17 protein-coding genes are annotated in these 18356 nt (G+C 63.4%); 11 read left to right on the top strand and 6 right to left on the bottom strand.

The window, feature by feature from the left end; translation table 11 throughout:
* Positions 1-88: 88 nt before the first annotated feature.
* The 5 genes from ileS to dut all read left to right on the top strand — a co-directional run bounded on the left by ileS (position 89) and on the right by dut (position 6610).
* Entirely contained in the window at positions 89-2968 is a 2880-nt protein-coding gene (gene ileS / locus B552_RS0116410) for an isoleucine--tRNA ligase (RefSeq protein WP_019450130.1), read from the top strand.
* Entirely contained in the window at positions 2968-3507 is a 540-nt protein-coding gene (gene lspA, locus B552_RS0116415; protein WP_019450131.1) for a signal peptidase II, read from the top strand. The genes ileS and lspA overlap by 1 nt, the downstream gene beginning before the upstream one ends.
* A 227-nt stretch (positions 3508-3734) precedes the next feature.
* Positions 3735-4934 carry a bifunctional phosphopantothenoylcysteine decarboxylase/phosphopantothenate--cysteine ligase CoaBC gene (gene coaBC, locus B552_RS0116420; RefSeq protein WP_019450132.1) on the top strand — a complete coding sequence of 400 codons (1200 nt, stop codon included), beginning with the start codon at positions 3735-3737 and terminating at the stop codon, positions 4932-4934.
* A gap of 47 nt (positions 4935-4981) precedes the next feature.
* On the top strand, positions 4982-6010 hold the full coding sequence (locus B552_RS0116425) for an LLM class flavin-dependent oxidoreductase (protein ID WP_019450133.1): 1029 nt from the start codon (positions 4982-4984) through the stop codon (positions 6008-6010).
* Between the two features lie 105 nt (positions 6011-6115).
* Positions 6116-6610 (top strand): dUTP diphosphatase, encoded by a 495-nt coding sequence (gene dut, locus B552_RS0116430; RefSeq protein ID WP_019450134.1) that lies wholly within the window; start codon positions 6116-6118, stop codon positions 6608-6610.
* A 156-nt stretch (positions 6611-6766) separates the two neighbouring features.
* Here dut and B552_RS0116435 read toward each other — a convergent pair whose 3' ends face one another.
* The 4 genes from B552_RS0116435 to clpS form a co-directional block, all read right to left on the bottom strand.
* Positions 6767-7612 (bottom strand): VOC family protein, encoded by an 846-nt coding sequence (locus tag B552_RS0116435; RefSeq protein ID WP_026035733.1) that lies wholly within the window; start codon positions 7610-7612, stop codon positions 6767-6769.
* A gap of 12 nt (positions 7613-7624) precedes the next feature.
* Positions 7625-8629, bottom strand: coding sequence for a tripartite tricarboxylate transporter substrate binding protein (locus tag B552_RS0116440; protein WP_026035734.1), 1005 nt, complete (start codon positions 8627-8629; stop codon positions 7625-7627).
* A 197-nt stretch (positions 8630-8826) separates the two neighbouring features.
* Positions 8827-11124, bottom strand: coding sequence for an ATP-dependent Clp protease ATP-binding subunit ClpA (clpA, locus tag B552_RS0116445; protein WP_019450137.1), 2298 nt, complete (start codon positions 11122-11124; stop codon positions 8827-8829).
* The gene (gene clpS, locus B552_RS0116450; protein ID WP_008644942.1) at positions 11121-11447 is read right to left on the bottom strand and encodes an ATP-dependent Clp protease adapter ClpS; all 327 of its coding nucleotides are present in this window, start codon (positions 11445-11447) and stop codon (positions 11121-11123) included. Before clpS ends, clpA begins: the two co-directional genes overlap by 4 nt.
* A gap of 558 nt (positions 11448-12005) precedes the next feature.
* On the opposite strand from clpS, the gene B552_RS0116455 reads away from it, so the two are divergent.
* Both B552_RS0116455 and B552_RS0116460 read left to right on the top strand, forming a co-directional pair.
* On the top strand, positions 12006-12215 hold the full coding sequence (locus B552_RS0116455; RefSeq protein WP_019450139.1) for a cold-shock protein: 210 nt from the start codon (positions 12006-12008) through the stop codon (positions 12213-12215).
* 455 nt (positions 12216-12670) lie between these two features.
* A complete protein-coding gene (locus B552_RS0116460) occupies positions 12671-13429 on the top strand; it encodes a carbonic anhydrase family protein (protein ID WP_019450140.1) in 759 nt (252 codons plus the stop codon).
* A 69-nt stretch (positions 13430-13498) separates the two neighbouring features.
* Here B552_RS0116460 and icd read toward each other — a convergent pair whose 3' ends face one another.
* Positions 13499-14749: an NADP-dependent isocitrate dehydrogenase gene (icd, locus tag B552_RS0116465; RefSeq protein ID WP_019450141.1), complete on the bottom strand. Its 1251-nt coding sequence runs from the start codon at positions 14747-14749 to the stop codon at positions 13499-13501.
* Positions 14750-14993: 244 nt separating this feature from the next.
* On the opposite strand from icd, the gene B552_RS0116470 reads away from it, so the two are divergent.
* From B552_RS0116470 to B552_RS0116480, 3 genes are all read left to right on the top strand, one after another.
* On the top strand, positions 14994-15638 hold the full coding sequence (locus B552_RS0116470) for a pseudouridine synthase (protein WP_019450142.1): 645 nt from the start codon (positions 14994-14996) through the stop codon (positions 15636-15638).
* Between the two features lie 106 nt (positions 15639-15744).
* Positions 15745-15945: a hypothetical protein gene (locus B552_RS0116475; protein WP_019450143.1), complete on the top strand. Its 201-nt coding sequence runs from the start codon at positions 15745-15747 to the stop codon at positions 15943-15945.
* Between the two features lie 161 nt (positions 15946-16106).
* Positions 16107-16559 carry a DUF192 domain-containing protein gene (locus B552_RS0116480; RefSeq protein WP_019450144.1) on the top strand — a complete coding sequence of 151 codons (453 nt, stop codon included), beginning with the start codon at positions 16107-16109 and terminating at the stop codon, positions 16557-16559.
* Between the two features lie 26 nt (positions 16560-16585).
* Here B552_RS0116480 and B552_RS0116485 read toward each other — a convergent pair whose 3' ends face one another.
* Positions 16586-17071, bottom strand: coding sequence for a YajQ family cyclic di-GMP-binding protein (locus B552_RS0116485; protein WP_019450145.1), 486 nt, complete (start codon positions 17069-17071; stop codon positions 16586-16588).
* Between the two features lie 134 nt (positions 17072-17205).
* Between B552_RS0116485 and murB the strand changes: the two genes are divergently transcribed.
* Positions 17206-18216 (top strand): UDP-N-acetylmuramate dehydrogenase, encoded by a 1011-nt coding sequence (gene murB, locus B552_RS0116490; protein WP_019450146.1) that lies wholly within the window; start codon positions 17206-17208, stop codon positions 18214-18216.
* Positions 18217-18356: the final 140 nt, after the last annotated feature.

Here is an 18356-nt window from a genome sequence, read left to right on the forward strand (position 1 = left end):
GCCGGGACCCGCCCTGCCTCACCCGAATGACACGCGCGCGGCGGTCACGCACGCGCCGCGCCCCACCGAATCGCCCAGAGAATCAACCATGTCCGACGACAAACGCGCCAAGCCCGAAAAAAGCAAGTATCCGGTCAACCTGCTGGACACCCCGTTCCCGATGCGTGGCGACCTGCCCAAGCGCGAGCCGCAGTGGGTCAAGCAGTGGCAGGACAAGCAGGTCTACAAGAAGATTCGCGCCGCGCGCCGTGGTGCGAAGAAGTTCGTGCTGCATGACGGCCCGCCGTACGCCAACGGTGACATCCACATCGGCCACGCCGTCAACAAGGTCCTGAAGGACATGATCATCAAGGCGCGCGGCCTGACCGGGCTGGACGCCGTCTACGTGCCGGGCTGGGACTGCCACGGCATGCCGATCGAGATCCAGATCGAAAAGCAGTTCGGCAAGGGCCTGCCCGTGCAGGAGGTCCAGTCGAAGGCGCGCGCCTACGCCACCGAGCAGATCGCCCGCCAGCGCAAGGACTTCGAGCGCCTGGGCGTGCTCGGCGACTGGGACAATCCTTACCTGACCATGAACTACAGCAACGAGGCCGACGAGCTGCGTGCGCTGGGCAAGATCATGGAGAAGGGCTACGTGTTCCGCGGCCTGAAGCCGGTGAACTGGTGCTTTGACTGCGGATCGGCTCTGGCCGAGGCCGAGGTCGAATACAAGGACAAGGTCGACCTGTCGATCGACGTCGGCTTCCCGTTCGCCGAAACCGACAAGATCGCCCATGCGTTCCACGTGCCGCTGGCACAGCTTGAAGGCAAGCCGGGCTGGATCGTGATCTGGACGACCACGCCGTGGACGATCCCGTCGAACCAGGCGCTCAACCTGCACCCGGAAGTGGAATACGCGCTTGTCGACACGCCGCGCGGGTTCCTGATCCTTGCCAAGGATCGCGTAGAGGAACAGCTGAAGACCTACGCGCTGGAAGGCAAGATCGTCGCCACCACGCGCGGCGATGCGCTGACCGAAGTGCGCTTCCACCACCCGCTGGCAAAGATGGACGCCGGCTACGCACGCACCTCGCCCGTCTACCTGGGCGACTACGTGACCACGGACACCGGCACCGGCATCGTCCACTCGGCGCCCGCCTATGGCGTGGAAGACTTCCAGTCGTGCAAGGCGCACGGCATGCCCGATTCGGACATCATCAGCCCGGTGATGGGCGATGGCGTCTACGCGAGCTGGCTGCCGCTGTTCGGCGGCCTGTCGATCTGGGACGCAAATCCGAAGATCGTCGATGTCCTGCGCGAGTCGGGTAACCTGTTCAACTCGCACAAGTACGAGCACAGCTACATGCACTGCTGGCGTCACAAGACGCCGATCATCTACCGTGCCACGTCGCAGTGGTTCGCGGGCATGGACGTCGATCCCGTCGACAACGGCCCGACGCTGCGCGAAACCGCGCTGGCCGGCATCGAGGCCACCGAGTTCTACCCGGCATGGGGCAAGCAGCGCCTGCACAACATGATCGCCAACCGCCCTGACTGGACGCTGTCGCGCCAGCGCCAGTGGGGGGTGCCGATGGCATTCTTCGTCCACAAGGAAACCGGCGCCCTGCATCCGCGCACGCCCGAACTGCTCGAGGAAGTGGCAAAGCGTGTGGAAAAGCATGGCATCGAGGCCTGGCAGGCGCTGGACCCGAAGGAGCTGCTTGGCGAAGAGGCCGCCCAGTACGAAAAGAACCGCGACACGCTCGACGTGTGGTTCGATTCGGGCACCACGCACTGGACCGTGATCCGCAGCTCGCACCGTGACGAACTTTACGATCCGGCCGCCGACCAGCCGGACGGCCGCCTGGCAGACCTGTATCTCGAAGGGTCTGACCAGCACCGCGGCTGGTTCCACTCGTCGCTGCTGACCGCGTCGATGCTCTATGGCAAGCCGCCGTACAAGGCGCTGCTGACGCACGGCTTCACCGTCGACGGCGAAGGCCGGAAGATGTCGAAGTCGGTCGGCAACACGGTGTCGCCGCAGGACATCTCGAACAAGATGGGCGCGGAAATCATCCGCCTGTGGGTGGCATCGACCGACTATTCGGGCGAACTGTCGATCTCCGACGAGATCCTCAAGCGTGTGGTCGAAGGCTATCGCCGGATCCGCAATACGCTGCGCTTCCTGCTGGCCAACCTGACCGACTACGACCACGCGAAGCACGCGCTGCCCGCGTCGGAATGGCTTGAGATCGACCGCTACGCCGTGGCGCTGACCGACCGCCTGCAGAAGGAAGTGCTGTCGCACTACCAGGGCTACGAATTCCACCCGGTGGTGGCCAAGCTGCAGACGTTCTGCTCCGAAGACCTCGGCGGCTTCTACCTCGACGTGCTGAAGGACCGCCTGTACACCACGGCTGCCGACTCGAAGGCGCGCCGTGCCGCACAGAACGCGCTGTATCACATCACCCAGGCGATGCTGCACTGGATGGCGCCGTTCCTGACGTTCACGGCCGAGGAAGCGTGGCAGATCTTCGCCCACGGCACCGAGCACACGGACACGATCTTCACGAGCACGTACTACGCGGTGCCGTCCGTGGACGATGCCGACAACCTGCTGCAGAAGTGGCACGAGATCCGTACCGTGCGCGCCGAAGTCACGCGCCAGCTCGAAGCGGTGCGTGTGGAGGGCGACATCGGTTCGTCGCTGCAGGCCGAAGTCACGATCGCCGCTGGCGGTCCGGTGCTGGCCGCGCTGCAGAGCCTGCATGACGATCTGCGCTTCGTGCTGCTGACGTCGGCCGCCAAGGTCACGCCGGCTCCGGAAGGCGGGGACCTGCTGGTGACGGTCACGCCGTCGCAGCATGCCAAGTGCGAGCGTTGCTGGCACTACCGCGCCGACGTGGGCCACAACCCCGAGCATCCGACGATTTGCGGCCGCTGCGACAGCAACCTGTTCGGCGCCGGTGAACACAGGAGCCACGCCTGATGGCATCGTCTTCCACTCGCCCGGCGCGCTCCACGCCGGCCCGCGGCAAGAGCAAAGCCGCCAGCAGCAACGTCACCCCGTGGCTGTGGATGGCTTTTGCGTTGCTGGTGGTGATGATCGACCAGTTCTTCAAGGTGGTGATCTCGCGCTCGTTCCAGTATGGGGAATCGCGCCCGGTCACCAGCTTCTTCAACCTTGTGCTGGTCTACAACAAGGGCGCCGCGTTCAGCTTCCTGGCGGATGCGGGCGGCTGGCAGCGCTGGTTCTTCACGCTGCTGGGCGTGGTGGTGGGCGCGTTCATCGTCTGGCTGCTGCATCGCCATACCGGCCAGAAGCTGTTTTGCCTGGCGGTGTCGCTGATCCTCGGTGGCGCCGTGGGTAACGTGGTCGACCGGATCATCTACGGCCACGTGATCGACTTCCTCGACTTCCATTTGCGTACTTCGCACTTCCCGGCATTCAACGTGGCCGACTGCGCGATCACGATGGGCGCGATCCTGCTGATCGTCGACGAGTTGCGGCGCGTACGCCGGCATTGAGCGCCCTGACTCACCGGATTGCTCCCCTCTCCCGCACTAGCGGGAGAGGGGTTGGGGGAGAGGGCATGGAGGTTCTGCTTGCCACTTGTCGCAGTTTGTACCGCCCGGCCCTCTCCCCCGGCCCGTCTCCCACTTCGTGGGAGACGGGCGCCTTCCCCCTTCTCCAGCACGTCCCCTGCGCCAGCGGTATCATGCGCAAACCCCCGTTTCCCTGAAGAGCTATCCCCATGGATTTGCGCGGCAAGCACATCGTCCTTGGCCTGACCGGCGGCATTGCCTGCTACAAGTCGGCCGAGCTGGTCCGGCTGCTCACCAAGGCAGGTGCCACCGTGCAGGTGGCGATGACCGAGGCGGCAACGCACTTCATCACGCCGGTCACGATGCAGGCACTCTCTGGGCGCCCCGTGTTCCTGTCGCAATGGGATGCCCGGATCGACAACAACATGGCGCATATCGACCTCTCGCGAGAAGCCGACGCCATTCTGGTTGCCCCGGCATCGACCGACTTCCTCGCAAAGGTGGCCAACGGCCTGTGCGATGACCTGCTGACCACGCTGTGCATCGCGCGCGAATGCCCGCTGCTGGTGGCGCCCGCGATGAACCGCCAGATGTGGGCGGCCGCGCCAACGCAACGCAATGCAGCGCAGCTGCGCGCCGACGGTGTGACGATCCTCGGCCCCGGCACGGGCGACCAGGCCTGCGGTGAAATCGGCGATGGCCGGATGCTCGAACCGGAAGAACTTGTCGAAGACCTGATCGCGTTCTTCCAGCCCAAGCCGCTCTTGGGCAAGCGCGTGCTGATCACGGCCGGCCCGACGTTCGAGGCGATCGACCCGGTGCGTGGCATCACCAATCTGTCGTCCGGCAAGATGGGCTTCTCGATTGCGCGTGCCGCGCGTGAGGCCGGCGCCGACGTGTTGCTGGTGGCCGGCCCGACCGTGCTGCCCACACCGCGCGGCGTGGTGCGCACGGACATCCGTAGCGCCCAGCAAATGCACGACGCGGTCATGGCGCAACTGCGCGACGTCGACGTGTTCATCGCCGTGGCTGCGGTGGCGGACTGGCGCCCGGCCGAAGTTGCGCAGCAGAAGCTCAAGAAAGCCAACGACACCGATACCCCGACGCTGCAATTCGTGCAGAACCCGGACATCCTGGCCGCCGTAGCCGCCCGGGCGGATGCGCCCTACTGCGTCGGCTTTGCGGCCGAAAGCGAGAACCTGGAGCAGTACGGCGAGCAGAAGCGCCAGCGTAAGGGCGTGCCGCTGCTGGTGGGCAACATCGGCCACCACACGTTCGGGCTGGACGACAACGAAATCGTACTGTTCGATGCCAATGGCATGACGCGGCTGCCGCGCGCGGACAAGCTCTCGCTGGCGCGCGAACTGGTCAATGCCATTGGCCAGCGCCTGCCGCGCAAACCCGTTTAACCGGCGTAATCCGCCACCCTGCCCGCCCTCCTGCCTGCCTACCTGCCATGAGCGATACCCGTCCCAAGCTGCGCCTGTCGGTGCTTGACCAGAGCCCGGTCATCCACGGCCATACCGCGCGCGATGCAGTGGCCGCAACGGTCGAGCTGGCCCAGATGGCCGACGAGCTTGGCTATACGCGCTACTGGTGCGCGGAGCACCATGGCCTGCACGGCGTCTGCAACCCCGCGCCCGAAGTCATGCTGGCGCGGCTGGGCAGCGTGACCAAGCGCATCCGTCTGGGCTCGGGCGGCGTGATGCTGCCTTACTACAGCCCGTTCAAGGTAGCCGAGCAGTTCCGCATGCTTGAGGCCCTGTTTCCGAATCGGATCGACCTTGGAGTGGGCCGCGCGCCCGGCGGCGACATGCGTACGGCGCAGGCGGTGGCGATGGGCCAGTACAACCGCGGCGACCAGTTCCCGCAGCAGGTGCAGGACCTTTCCTGGCTGCTGCGTGGCGAAGTCCCGCCCGACCATGTTGCAGAAGGCGTGCTGCTGCAGCCGGTCATCGACACAAAACCCGAACTCTGGGTGCTTGGCTCGAGCGATTTTGGCGGCGCGCTGGCCGCCCGGCTTGGCCTGCGCTTCGCGTTCGCGCACTTCATCAACGCGCATAGCGGCCACGAGGTTGCGCAGCAGTACCGCGAGGAATTCGAACCCGGCTACGAGGACAAGCCCTACAGCGCGGCGGCGATCTTCGTGATCTGTGCCGATACCGAACAGGAAGCCGCCGCGCTGGAACGTGCGGTCGATATCCGGCGGCTGCAGATGGCCTATGGCGTCAACGCGCCGATCCCGTCGCTGGCCCAGGCCGCAGATTTCACGCCCAGCGAGCGCGACCGCCTGATCATCGAACGCGAACGGCCGCGCACGATCTGCGGCACGCCTTCCCAGGTGGCGGAACGCATGCTGGCACTGAAAGACCGCTTCGCGGCCGATGAACTTGTCGTGCTGAGCGTAGCGGCGTCATATCAGGCGCGGCTGCGCACGTACCAGTTGCTGGCCGAGGCGTTCGACCTGTCCAACGTAGCAGCCTGAAACCGGGTTGCCGAGTGTGGCGCGGTATCATGCCGCCTTTGGCCAGTCCGGGCATCCGTCCGACTTGCCTGTCCGTCTCTCCAAGCATTGCAGGAAACCGTTCCCATGACCGTAGCCGCCAACCCGACCGTCGAAATCAAGGTACTCGACGCCCGCCTGAATGACTGGGGCCTGCCCGCCTACCAGAGCGACATGGCCGCCGCCATCGACCTGCACGCCTGCGTCGATGGCCCGGTCACGATCGAGGCCGGCACGCCAGCCCAACTGATTCCGGCCGGTTTCGCCGTGCATATGGCCAATCCGTACATGTGCGCCACCATCGTGCCGCGCTCCGGCCTGGGCCACAAGAAAGGGCTCGTGCTCGGCAATTCGATCGGTGTGATCGATGCCGATTACCAGGGCCAGATCATGGTCAGCGTGTGGAACCGCAACGCGCCCGGCAGCGAGCCGATCGTGATCCAGCCCGGCGAACGCATCGCCCAGATGATGTTCGTGCCCGTGCTGCGCCCGGTGTTCACGACCGTGGAAGAATTTTCGGAAGACTCCGCACGCGGCGCGGGCGGTTTCGGATCGACAGGTGTTGCGCACGCGAAGGCGTAAGGCCAGGTCGGTGTTCTCCCCTCTCCCATGAAATGGGAGAGGGGCAGGGGGAGAGGGCGGGAGCGTCAAGTTGAGACGGGTCGCAATTTGAACCTCATTGCCCTCTCCCCCAACCCCTCTCCCGCGTATGCGGGAGAGGGGAGCCAAGCAAGAACGTCAGCGCTGCTCGAAGATCAGCGCCACGCCATTGGCCTTGGCCGCCGGAATCAGCGAGATTTCCGATGACAGGTCGACGGCCTCCACGCCTTGCTTGCGCCAGTGGGCGCGTGCTCCAGCCAGATCGTCAGTGGCAAGCCGGATCGCAGCGTATCCCGGCTCTGTACGCTGAAGCTCGGGCGCTCCAGTGGCCGTGGCCAGCGCCTGCGGTGCCGCAATTACAAAAGAGGCATCGCCAATGGCAATCGTCGCCGCCTCGCCAGTTGCCTGCGTGATCGCGCCACCCGTCAGCGCGGCATAGGCGCTGGCGGTTGCCTCCACCTGTCCTGCTTCCACCACCAGATACGTAGCGGCAATGGCCTGTGCGCCATTGGCATGTGCGATCCATTCCGGGCGCCACAGCAATTCCGGCGTGCGGTGTTCGCAGACGAAGTAACGGGCACCGGGGGCGTGATCGAGTGCCGTGACGCGGAACGTGGCCGGATGCTCGCTGCCGTCATCAAGCCGCACCGGACGCGAGAACTCGATTGGATCGGAGGGCTGGAAACCCGCAGCACGCAGGCGATCGGCCGTGGCGAATGCATCGCGGCTCTTGCACGATATCGCCGCGCAGCCGCCGCCGCGCTGCTGGGCATCCCAGTAGTACTGGCGGCTCGGGCTCGGCGCGGTGACGTGCAGCAGTTCCAGATAGTCGCGCGCCAGCATGATGCAGTGGTTCTGCGACCCGAGCGTGTGGAAACCACGCGGCGTCAGCGTGAAACCGAGCGCTCGCCAGTTGGCAACGGCGGCATCCAGATCGCCACAGACCACCACGGCGTGGTCGAACGGTTCCGGCAAACCAGTCATGGCGGTCATGGCTTACTCGAACTGGATATTGGCCTTGCGGGCCACGGCCTGCCACTTGTCATGCTCATGGCGTACCAGGTTGCCAAGATCGGCCGGTGAGCCCACCGCGATCTCAAAACCCTGGGCGGTCAGCGCATCGACAACCTTGGGCTGGCGTATCGCCGTTGCCAGCGCATCGTGCAGGCGCGTTACGGTGGCGGGCTGCATATGGGCCGGGCCGAACACGCCAATCCACGAATAGGCCTCGAATCCCTTGAAACCCTGCTCGGCCACCGTCGGCACGTTCGGAAGTTGCCGGATACGGCTTGTGCCGGTCACGCCCAGTACCTTGATTGTCTTGGCCGCAATATGAGCCTGCACGGCGGCATAGCTGCTGAAGAACAGGTCGACCTCCCCGGCCAGCACGGCCTGAACGGCGGGGCCGCCACCCTTGTAAGGCACATGCAGGAAGTGGACGCCTGCATCCGTGGCCAGCGCCTCGGCCGCCAGTTGGTTCAGACTGCCGATACCCGACGAGGCATATCGCACACCTTTCGGATTGGTACGGGCCAGCTCGACCAGTTCGCGCACGTTGGACGCCGATAGCGCCGGATTGGCAGCAATCACCAGCGGGAAGCGAACAAGCTGGGTGATCGGCGTGAAATCCCTGAAGGTGTCGTACGGCAGGTTCTTGTACGCAAACGGGTTGATGGCGTGCGTATCGAACGCCATCAACAGGGTAGTGCCGTCCGGCCTGGCCCGCGCCACAGTGCTGCTGGCGATCAGGCCGCCTGCTCCGGGCTTGTTGTCGACCACCACGGTCTGGCCCAGTTCGGTCTTGAGCCCCGGCTGCAACTGGCGCGCCACGATATCCACACTGCCGCCGGGCGGGAACGGCAACACCATCGAGATGGGGCGACTGCCCAGGGCCGGCTCGGCCGCGTTTGCGAGGCTGGCGAGCGATGCGGCAGGCATGGCGCTCATCGGCAATGACTTAAGCAGCAGACGGCGCAGCCGCATGCGGTCTGGAGAAGACATCGATAACTCGGGCTGAGCGACCACATGGCCGCGGGACATAAAAGAAAAGGCGGCTAGCCGCCACCCAGTATTTTGCCCGATGATCGCCCACGTTGCTGGCAAGGGCATCGCTGATCGCCCAGAATCGCTGCTGATCGGCTGCAGTCGCACAAGAAAAACGGCCGGGCAAACCCGGCCGTTTTTTGTCGCGGCGACGCTCAGACTTCGGCGCGCTGCTCGCTTTCCGGTGCCTCTGGCGGTTCCGGATCGGCCTCGGAGAACGTCAGCTTGATCTGATCGCTTTCGTCCAGGTCCACAGCCACCTTGCCGCCATTGACCAGCTTGCCGAACAGCAACTCGTCTGCCAGCGCCTTGCGGATCATGTCCTGAATCAGGCGCTGCATCGGCCGCGCGCCCATCAGCGGATCGAAGCCCTTCTTCGCCAGATACTTGCGCAGCTTTTCCGAGAAGCTGGCTTCCACCTTCTTCTCATGCAACTGCTCTTCCAGCTGCATGAGGAACTTGTCCACCACGCGCAGGATGATTTCCTCGTCCAGCGAACGGAAGCTGATCATCGCGTCGAGCCGGTTACGGAACTCGGGCGTGAACATCCGCTTGATGTCGGCCATTTCATCGCCTTGCTCGCGGGCCGACGTAAAGCCGATCGTGGCGCGGTTCATCGTCTCGGCTCCCGCATTGGTGGTCATGATGATGATCACGTTGCGGAAGTCGGCACGGCGACCGTTGTTGTCGGTCAGCGAACCATGGTCCATCACCTGCAGCAGGATGTTGAAGATGTCCGGATGCGCTTTTTCGATCTCGTCCAGCAGCAGCACGCAATGCGGCTTCTTGGTGACGGCCTCGGTCAGCAGACCGCCCTGGTCGAAACCGACATAGCCCGGCGGCGCGCCGATCAGGCGGCTCACCGCATGGCGTTCCATGTATTCGGACATGTCGAAGCGCAGCAACTCGATGCCCATGATGAACGCGAGTTGCTTGGCGACTTCGGTCTTGCCGACGCCGGTGGGGCCCGAGAACAGGAACGAGCCGATCGGCTTGTCGGTCTTGCCCAGGCCGGCACGCGACATCTTGATCGCCGAGGCCAGCGCCTCGATGGCCGGGTCCTGGCCGAACACCACGGACTTCAGGTCGCGCTCCAGCGTCTGCAGCTTGCTGCGGTCGTCCTGGTTCACGCTCTGCGGCGGGATGCGCGCGATGCGCGACACGATGTCCTCGATCTCGGTCTTGCCGATCGTCTTCTTCTGCTTCGACTTCGGCAGGATGCGCTGCGCAGCACCTGCCTCATCGATCACATCAATTGCCTTGTCAGGTAAATGACGATCAGTGATGAAGCGCGCCGACAGCTCCGCCGCGGCAGTCAGTGCCGAGGCGGCGTACTTGACGCCATGGTGTTCCTCGAAACGCGACTTCAGGCCGCGCAGGATCTGCACGGTCTGGTCGACCGAAGGCTCGACCACGTCGATCTTCTGGAACCGGCGCGACAGTGCCGCATCCTTTTCGAAGATGCCGCGGTATTCGGTGAACGTCGTCGCACCGATGCACTTGAGCTGTCCCGAGGACAGCGCCGGCTTCAGCAGGTTGCTGGCGTCCAGCGTGCCGCCCGATGCGGCGCCCGCGCCGATCAGCGTGTGGATCTCGTCGATGAACAGGATCGCATTCGGATTGTCCTTGAGCGACTTCAGCACGCCCTTCAGGCGCTGTTCGAAGTCACCACGGTACTTGGTACCGGCCAGCAGCGCGCCCATGTCGAGCGAATACACCACGGCCTTTTCCAGGATATCCGGCACTTCGCCCTTGGTAATGCGCCACGCCAGGCCCTCTGCGATCGCCGTCTTGCCCACGCCGGCCTCGCCGGTCAGCAGCGGGTTGTTCTTGCGGCGGCGGCACAGCACCTGCACCACGCGCTCGACTTCGCTTTCGCGGCCGATCAGCGGGTCGATCTTGCCGGCCTTGGCCAGCGAGTTCAGGTTCTGGGTGTACTGCTCGAGCGGGCTTTCCTTGCCATCGCCGCCCTCGCCTTCGGCATTGGCGTCACCATGCTTGGCGGGTTCCGCCTGGTCCTTGCGGATGCCGTGGCTGATGAAATTGACGACGTCCAGGCGCGTGACACCCTGCTGCTGCAGGTAGTAGACCGCGTGGGAATCCTTCTCGCCAAAGATCGCCACCAGCACGTTGGCGCCGGTGACTTCCTTCTTGCCGTTCGACGTCGACTGCACGTGCATGATGGCGCGCTGGATCACGCGCTGGAAGCCGAGTGTCGGCTGCGTGTCCACTTCGTCGGTGCCCGGTACCACGGGCGTGTTGTCGGCTATGAAGTTCTTCAGACTGGTGCGCAAGTCCTCGATGTTGGCCGCGCAGGCGCGCAGCACCTCGGCCGCCGTGGGGTTGTCGAGCAACGCCAGCAGCAGGTGTTCCACGGTGATGAACTCGTGGCGCGCCTGGCGAGCCTCGACAAAGGCCATATGCAGGCTCACTTCCAATTCTTGCGCAATCATGCTTCCTCCATCACGCACTGCAGCGGGTGGCCCGCCTGCCGCGCATGGGTTGATACAAGCTCGACCTTGGTCGCTGCGATATCACGCGTATAGATACCACAAACGCCCTTGCCTTCCCGGTGCACGGTCAGCATGATCTGCGTCGCCGTTTCCCGGTCCCTGCTGAAATACTGCTGCAGGATCATCACGACGAACTCCATCGGAGTGTAGTCGTCGTTGAGCAGGACCACCTTGTACATCGCCGGCGGTTTGAGTTGTTGCTCTTTCCGCTCGATGACAGTGCCTGTCTCGCGTTGGGGGGTGTTCGCCAGCCTTGTCGCCATGGCTTTTATTCTAACCCTTACTCACAAGTCTGCAATTTGGGGAACAGGGCCCGTATTCAAGTCCGTCCCCCGCGAATTTTCCGTACGTGCCCGATCGCACAAAGGACGTTCGACGCACGTTCCTGGTGCGTGATCCCGGCAGGCCCGGCGAAATGCGGTGCAGGCCGGGCGCGTGCGGGAGCAACCGCGCACCACCCGGAAAGGTACCATCCTGCGCCGTTTCAATCCCGCCACACCCCACGCGCAGTGGGGAATCTGCCAGCTTGACAGTATGTGGGTTTGCCGAAAGAATCGATCGCACATTCGTGCATGACCAGCGAGCCAAGCAATAAGGTCAGCTCGGATGATTCCGTGAGCAGGGAGGCCCACGACCGGCGTCGGTCATTAGTCTGCGGCAGTTTTCCAACTGGCAGCAGACACTGACCACGCGAATTTCATTTGTACGGCGCCTTCTGGCTGCCGGTACCGCAAGGTCCGGACGGCTGGAGCCCGTCGAGGTGTTTTTCGGCTGGCCATTGGTTTCCCCGCTTGAAATCTGCTATTTCGTTGGGGGAGTTTATGGCAAGCGGTATCGTCAAATGGTTCAATGACGCCAAGGGTTTCGGCTTTATCAAGCCGGACGATGGCGAGGAAGAACTGTTTGCGCACTTTTCGGCAATCCAGATGGCTGGCTTCAAGACGCTGAAAGAAGGCCAGCGCGTGGTGTTCGAGGTCGTGCAAGGCCCGAAGGGCAAGCAAGCCACGAACATTCAGGACGCCAACGCGTAAGGTGCGCCACGACCGAACGCGGCCGCAGAGTCGCGTCGGTTCGTCAGGATGCTGGGGGGTGCACCCCCGCGGAACGGGATCCTGTGCCACGGTACGCTCATGCCTGCCAGCGGCACGCTGCTTTCAAGCGGTACGCAATGCATCCGACGGAACGCCCGGCCTTGTGCCGGGCGTTCTGCTTTCTGGCCATCCTCGAACGCATCAACCTCCCATCGTCAGGCCGCTGGCCCACCCGGCATCTGCGCGGCTGAACTTGCCGATCGACTGACCAAAACTCCAGACCTGCCCTTCCAGATCGCGCGCCGCATGGACCCGGAGTTCCAACGTGCCCGGCACTGAGGTCGATGATTTCGGAAAACGGCGATTTCTGGGCAACGGCGCGACTTTTACACTGGGCTTCGCCTTTACCCCTCGCGGCGCGGAGACCCCGCCCGCGTGCACCGGAGATTTTGCGTATGAAACGATCGGTCTTGTCTGTTGCCTTGCTTGGCACGATGGCTCTTGCCTGCGCCAGCACCGCGGCTGGCGCTGCGGAACACCATGCTTCCTGGTCCTATTCTGGCCATACCGGCCCCGAGCACTGGGGCGACCTGGCGCCGGACTTCGCCGTCTGCAAGAACGGCAAGTCACAATCGCCGTTCGATATCCAGGGTGCCAAGCCCGAGCAGCTCGCGCCGATCGATTTCCGATATCAGCGCGGCACCGCGAAGATCGTCAACAACGGCCACTCGATCGAGGTGCGCCCCGCCACCGGCAACAGCGCCGCAATGCCGGCGGGCGACTACCAGCTGGTCCAGTTCCACTTCCACGCACCGAGCGAATACACGATCGACGGAAAGCAGTACCCGCTGGCCGCGCACCTCGTCCACCGCAACGAGAAAGGCCAGCTTGCCGTGGTTGGCGTCCTGTTCGAAATTGGCGCGGCCAACAAGGCACTGGCCCCCGTGTTCTCTTCACTGCCGAAGCACAAGGCCGCACCGGCAACATTGAGAGGCAAACTCGACGTTGCCGGTCTGCTGCCAACCGAGCGTAGCTACTACTCGTTCGCAGGCAGCCTGACCACGCCGCCGTGCAGCGAAGGCGTGCAATGGTACGTGCTGAAGCAGCCGGTCACGGTTTCACATGCGCAGCTTGAGGCGTTCCGCAAGCTGTATCCCATGAATGCCCGGCCGATCCAGCCGGCACATGGGCGCGAAGTTGCCGTCAGCCAGTAACCATCAAGGCATCAAAGGAAAAAGCCCCGCACACGTGCGGGGCTTTTTATTCCTGGTCAACCAGCAGGCTTACATATTGTCGATCATCACCTGCCCGAAGCCCGAGCACGACACCTGCGTCGCACCCTCGAGCAGTCGGGCGAAGTCGTACGTGACCTTCTTCGACTGAATCGACTTTTCCATCGAGCGGATGATCAGGTCGGCTGCCTCGGTCCAGCCCATGTGGCGCAGCATCATTTCCGCCGACAGGATTTCCGAGCCCGGATTCACATAGTCCTTGCCCGCATATTTCGGGGCCGTGCCGTGCGTGGCTTCGAACATCGCGACCGAGTCGGACATGTTGGCACCCGGCGCGATGCCGATGCCACCCACCTGCGCCGCCAGTGCGTCGGAGATATAGTCGCCATTCAGGTTCAGCGTGGCGATCACCGAGTACTCTGCCGGACGCAGCAGAATCTGCTGCAGGAATGCATCGGCGATGGCGTCCTTGACGACGATGTCGCGGCCGGTCTTCGGGTTCTTGAACTTGCACCACGGACCACCGTCGACCAGCACCGCACCGAACTCGTTCTGCGCAAGTTCATAGCCCCAGTCCCGGAAGCCGCCTTCCGTGAACTTCATGATGTTGCCCTTGTGCACCAGCGTCACCGACGGCTTGTCATTGTCGATCGCATACTGGAGAGCCTTGCGCACCAGCCGTTGCGTGCCCTGCTTCGAGACGGGCTTGATGCCGATGCCGGAAGTTTCCGGGAATCGGATCTTCTTTACGCCCATTTCGTTCTGCAGGAACGCGATCAGCTTCTTCGCGCCATCGCTTTCGGCTTCCCATTCGATGCCGGCATAAATGTCTTCCGAGTTTTCGCGGAAGATCACCATATTGGTCTTCTCGGGCTCGCGCACCGGAGACGGCACACCCTTGAAATAGCGCACGGGACGCAGGCAGACGTAGAGGTCGAGCTGCTGCCGCAGCGCCACGTTCAGCGAGCGGATGCCACCGCCCACGGGCGTGGTCAGCGGGCCCTTGATCGACACCACGTAGTCCTTGACCACTTCCATGGTCTCTTCGGGCAGCCACACGTCCGGGCCGTAGACCTTGGTCGACTTCTCGCCGGCATAGATCTCCATCCACGAGATCTTCCGCTTGCCGCCGTAAGCCTTGGCCACGGCCGCATCCACCACCTTCAGCATCACCGGGGTGATATCGACGCCCGTGCCGTCGCCTTCGATATAAGGAATGATGGGATTGTCCGGCACGTTCAGCGAGAGATCGGCGTTGACTGTGATCTTCTCGCCTGCCGGCACCTTGATGTGCTGATACATATTTGTCTCCAACTGCGGATTTGGGTGAGGACAGGCACCAGGCCGCAGAGCCCGGCTTACGCGAGTGTCGTGCGAGGCATTGTAACGGGCGATTTGGCTTCGCCGCGTGACTTGCCATGGCCACGCACCGCTCGGAATTCATATCGGTCTTATATAAGACATAAGACCGTGCTCATATTATGCATAAACACCGGGCGTCCGCCAAATGCCAAATGAATCAGCGGCTCGGGCATACTTCGCGCCCATGACCCTCATCGCGCTCAACAAACCGTTCCAGACCATGAGCCAGTTCTCGGCGCACCCGTCGCGGCCGACACTGGCGGACTGTGTCGACGTGCCCGGCGTGTATCCCGCCGGCCGCCTCGATGCGGACAGCGAAGGCCTGTTGCTGCTGACCGACGATGGCGCGCTGCAGGCCCGGATCGCCGACCCGCAGCACAAGCTCGTCAAGACCTACCTTGCCCAGGTGGAGGGCATTCCTGACGATGTGGCGCTTTCGACCCTGCGCGCAGGCGTGGACCTCGGCGATTTCAGGACATTGCCCGCCATGGCAAGTGTTGTCGACGAACCGGCCTGGCTGTGGGAGCGCCACCCGCCGATCCGCTTTCGTGCGGCGATTCCCACAACGTGGGTCGAACTGAAGATCCGCGAGGGGAAGAACCGGCAAGTGCGGCGCATGACTGCTGCAGTGGGCTTGCCAACGCTACGGCTTATCCGCATTGCAATTGGCGATCTTGCGTTGCCTGCGTTGAAGCTGATGCCCGGCCAATGGCAGGAAGTCAATGTATTAAGTCTAGGACTTTCAGGAAGTAACGAGCATGCCTCACCGAAGAAACCTGCGCGACGCCCAGTATCGGGGGCGGCAAAACACGGTTACAAATTCAGATAAATATGACGTCAACGGCCAGCCGGCTCTCGTCGTTTTTGCGACTGACACGTTCTACTACGCGTCGCACTCTCCAAATACTGGACACAAATTCTCGAGGTACTCGCAAATGAAAAAACTGATCGCTGCCCTGGTTGTTGGCCTGTTCGCTACCGGCGCTTTCGCCCAGGCTTCGGCTCCTGCCGCTGCTGAGGCTGCCCCGGCCGCCAAGGAAGCCACGCCCGCGAAGACCACCACCAAGAAGCACCACAACCACAGCAAGAAGCACAGCTCGAAGAAGACCGAAGCTTCGGCTCCGGCTGCTCAATAAGAGCAAGCGGTTCGCCGCGCGACTCGCCGGCATCAGGCTGGCGCTCACGCGAGAGGCAGGCACGTTTCGGCGGCCTGCCTTTTTTATTGCGCAGAAGACTGACTGGCACGCGCTGCGCTATGCTCTCGCCTGCAGTTGATCCTCTCATTCCAGATATCGCCATGCATCGTACGATCAAGACTCTGCTGGCCGCCGGCGCCGCCGCGCTGACCGCGTCATTCGCCCACGCCCAAAGCGCGCTGCCCGTGATCCCGCTGACCGCAGGCATGTACGCCATCCAGGCTGAAGTCGCTGCTTCGCCCGATACGCGCGAACGCGGCCTGATGTTCCGCAAGTCGATGCCCGCCAACGCTGGCATGCTCTTCGTGTTCGAAGACAAGGCAGGCCACTGCTTCTGGATGAAGAACACGGACCTGCCGCTGTCGATCGCCTTCCTGGCCGATGACGGCAGCATCGTGAACATCGAGGAAATGAAGCCGCAGACCGAAGACAATCACTGTCCGCGAGCGGCCGTGCGCTATGCGCTGGAAATGAACAAGGGATGGTTCGCGCAGAAGGGCATCAAGCCCGGCGCGAAGATCGGCGGCCTGCCGCAGCCGCGGCAAGCCCAGTAAAACCACTCAGCGAGCCGTTGCTTTTCCTAGTCGCGGAAGTTGTTGAAGTCCAGCGGTGCCTCGGAAACATCCTTGCGCAGCAGCGCGATCACCGACTGCAGGTCATCGCGCTTCGTGCCCGATACGCGCACCGTATCGCCCTGAATACTGGCCTGGACCTTGATCTTGCTGTCCTTGATCATGCGGACGATCTTCTTGGACAGATCGCCGGTCACGCCCTTCTTGATCGTGATGACCTGCTTGACCTTGTCGCCGCTGATCTTCTCGACCTTGCCGTAGTCCAGGAAGCGCACGTCAACGTTGCGCTTGGCCATCTTGTTGATCATCACGTCCTTGACCTGGTCGAGCTTGAAATCATCGTCGGCAAACGCGGTCAGTTCGCCTTCCTTCTGCTCGATCCGGGCATCAGACCCCTTGAAGTCGAAGCGCGTGCTGATTTCCTTGTTGGCCTGCTCCACGGCGTTCTTCACTTCGACCATATTGGCTTCGCACACTACGTCAAACGACGGCATTTCATTTCTCCTGGTATTGCACGGCCGCCCGCGCAAGCGGCGGCCCGTCCGTAACGGTTACGTATAATCGGGCCTGCCTCTGAAGTCCGGTGAGGCCATTTCGGCGCTTCCGCGCCCGCTTTTCCCGTCCTTGCATGGCAGATTTCCACGAATTCTATCCCCTGCGCACACACAATACATTCGGCTTCGATGTCCGTGCGCGCCTGGCCGTCCATATTCGCAGCGAGTCGGACCTGGTTTCCGCCCTGGCCGACCCGCGTGTTGGCGAGTTGCCCATCGTGATCCTCGGCGGCGGCAGCAATGTGGTGCTGACTGGTGATCTTGACGCCTGCGTCCTGCTGATGGAGATCCCCGGATACAGCGTCACGCAGGACGACGCCAACTGGCTCGTCACGGCAGGCGCCGGGGAGAACTGGCATGGACTGGTAGGCCGCACGATCGATGACGGGATGCCTGGCCTGGAAAACCTGGCGCTGATTCCTGGCACGGCAGGTGCGGCGCCGATCCAGAACATCGGGGCGTATGGCGTGGAACTGCGCGAACGCTTTGCGCGGCTGCGCGCCTACGATCGGCAGACCGGCGACTTCATATCGCTTGACCTTGACGCCTGTGCATTCGGCTACCGCGACAGCCTGTTCAAGCGCGAAGGGCGGGACCGCTACATCATTACCGCCGTCACGCTGCGCCTGCCAAAGGCCTGGCAACCGGTGCTGAACTACGGCGAACTGGCGCGCGAGCTCGAAGGCGAGACCGCGCCCGATGCGAAGCGGATTCGCGACGCGGTGGTCGCCATCCGCTCGCGCAAACTGCCCGATCCGGCGAAGATCGGGAATGCCGGGAGCTTCTTCAAGAATCCGGTCATCGGCGCCACCCAGCGCGACGCGCTTCTGGCCAACCATCCGGCACTGGTCAGCTATCCCCAGCCCGATGGCAGCTACAAGCTCGCGGCGGGCTGGCTGATCGACCAGTGCGGCTTCAAGGGGCTCGATGACGGCCCGGTTGGCGTCTATGGCAAACAGGCACTGGTGCTGGTGCACCACGGTGGCGGTACTGGCACCGCGCTGCTTGCGCTGGCAAATCGCATCGCGGACACGGTTCAGGCGCGCTTCGGGGTGCGGATTGAGCCCGAGCCAGTGATCCTGTAGCGGGCATGGCTCCCCTCTCCCACAACGTGGGAGAGGGGTTGGGGGAGAGGGCCCGGCGGCTCAAGATAGACACGTCTCGATTGAAGCGCTTTGCCCTCTCCCCCGCCCCTCTCCCGCAGCCGGGATGTGCAGACCGGGGA

Source organism: Cupriavidus sp. BIS7, from assembly GCF_000292345.1.
Lineage (GTDB): Bacteria > Pseudomonadota > Gammaproteobacteria > Burkholderiales > Burkholderiaceae > Cupriavidus.

Coding starts and splice junctions, on each gene's coding strand:
- B552_RS0116485 (WP_019450145.1), bottom strand. CDS start 17,071: ATGCCGTCGTTTGACGTAGTGTGCGAAGCCAATATGGTCGAAGTGAAG.
- clpA (WP_019450137.1), bottom strand. CDS start 11,124: ATGATTGCGCAAGAATTGGAAGTGAGCCTGCATATGGCCTTTGTCGAG.
- murB (WP_019450146.1), top strand. CDS start 17,206: ATGGCAGATTTCCACGAATTCTATCCCCTGCGCACACACAATACATTC.
- B552_RS0116460 (WP_019450140.1), top strand. CDS start 12,671: ATGAAACGATCGGTCTTGTCTGTTGCCTTGCTTGGCACGATGGCTCTT.
- B552_RS0116455 (WP_019450139.1), top strand. CDS start 12,006: ATGGCAAGCGGTATCGTCAAATGGTTCAATGACGCCAAGGGTTTCGGC.
- B552_RS0116435 (WP_026035733.1), bottom strand. CDS start 7,612: ATGACTGGTTTGCCGGAACCGTTCGACCACGCCGTGGTGGTCTGTGGC.
- B552_RS0116475 (WP_019450143.1), top strand. CDS start 15,745: ATGAAAAAACTGATCGCTGCCCTGGTTGTTGGCCTGTTCGCTACCGGC.
- icd (WP_019450141.1), bottom strand. CDS start 14,749: ATGTATCAGCACATCAAGGTGCCGGCAGGCGAGAAGATCACAGTCAAC.
- B552_RS0116425 (WP_019450133.1), top strand. CDS start 4,982: ATGAGCGATACCCGTCCCAAGCTGCGCCTGTCGGTGCTTGACCAGAGC.
- clpS (WP_008644942.1), bottom strand. CDS start 11,447: ATGGCGACAAGGCTGGCGAACACCCCCCAACGCGAGACAGGCACTGTC.
- coaBC (WP_019450132.1), top strand. CDS start 3,735: ATGGATTTGCGCGGCAAGCACATCGTCCTTGGCCTGACCGGCGGCATT.
- B552_RS0116470 (WP_019450142.1), top strand. CDS start 14,994: ATGACCCTCATCGCGCTCAACAAACCGTTCCAGACCATGAGCCAGTTC.
- ileS (WP_019450130.1), top strand. CDS start 89: ATGTCCGACGACAAACGCGCCAAGCCCGAAAAAAGCAAGTATCCGGTC.
- dut (WP_019450134.1), top strand. CDS start 6,116: ATGACCGTAGCCGCCAACCCGACCGTCGAAATCAAGGTACTCGACGCC.
- lspA (WP_019450131.1), top strand. CDS start 2,968: ATGGCATCGTCTTCCACTCGCCCGGCGCGCTCCACGCCGGCCCGCGGC.
- B552_RS0116480 (WP_019450144.1), top strand. CDS start 16,107: ATGCATCGTACGATCAAGACTCTGCTGGCCGCCGGCGCCGCCGCGCTG.
- B552_RS0116440 (WP_026035734.1), bottom strand. CDS start 8,629: ATGTCTTCTCCAGACCGCATGCGGCTGCGCCGTCTGCTGCTTAAGTCA.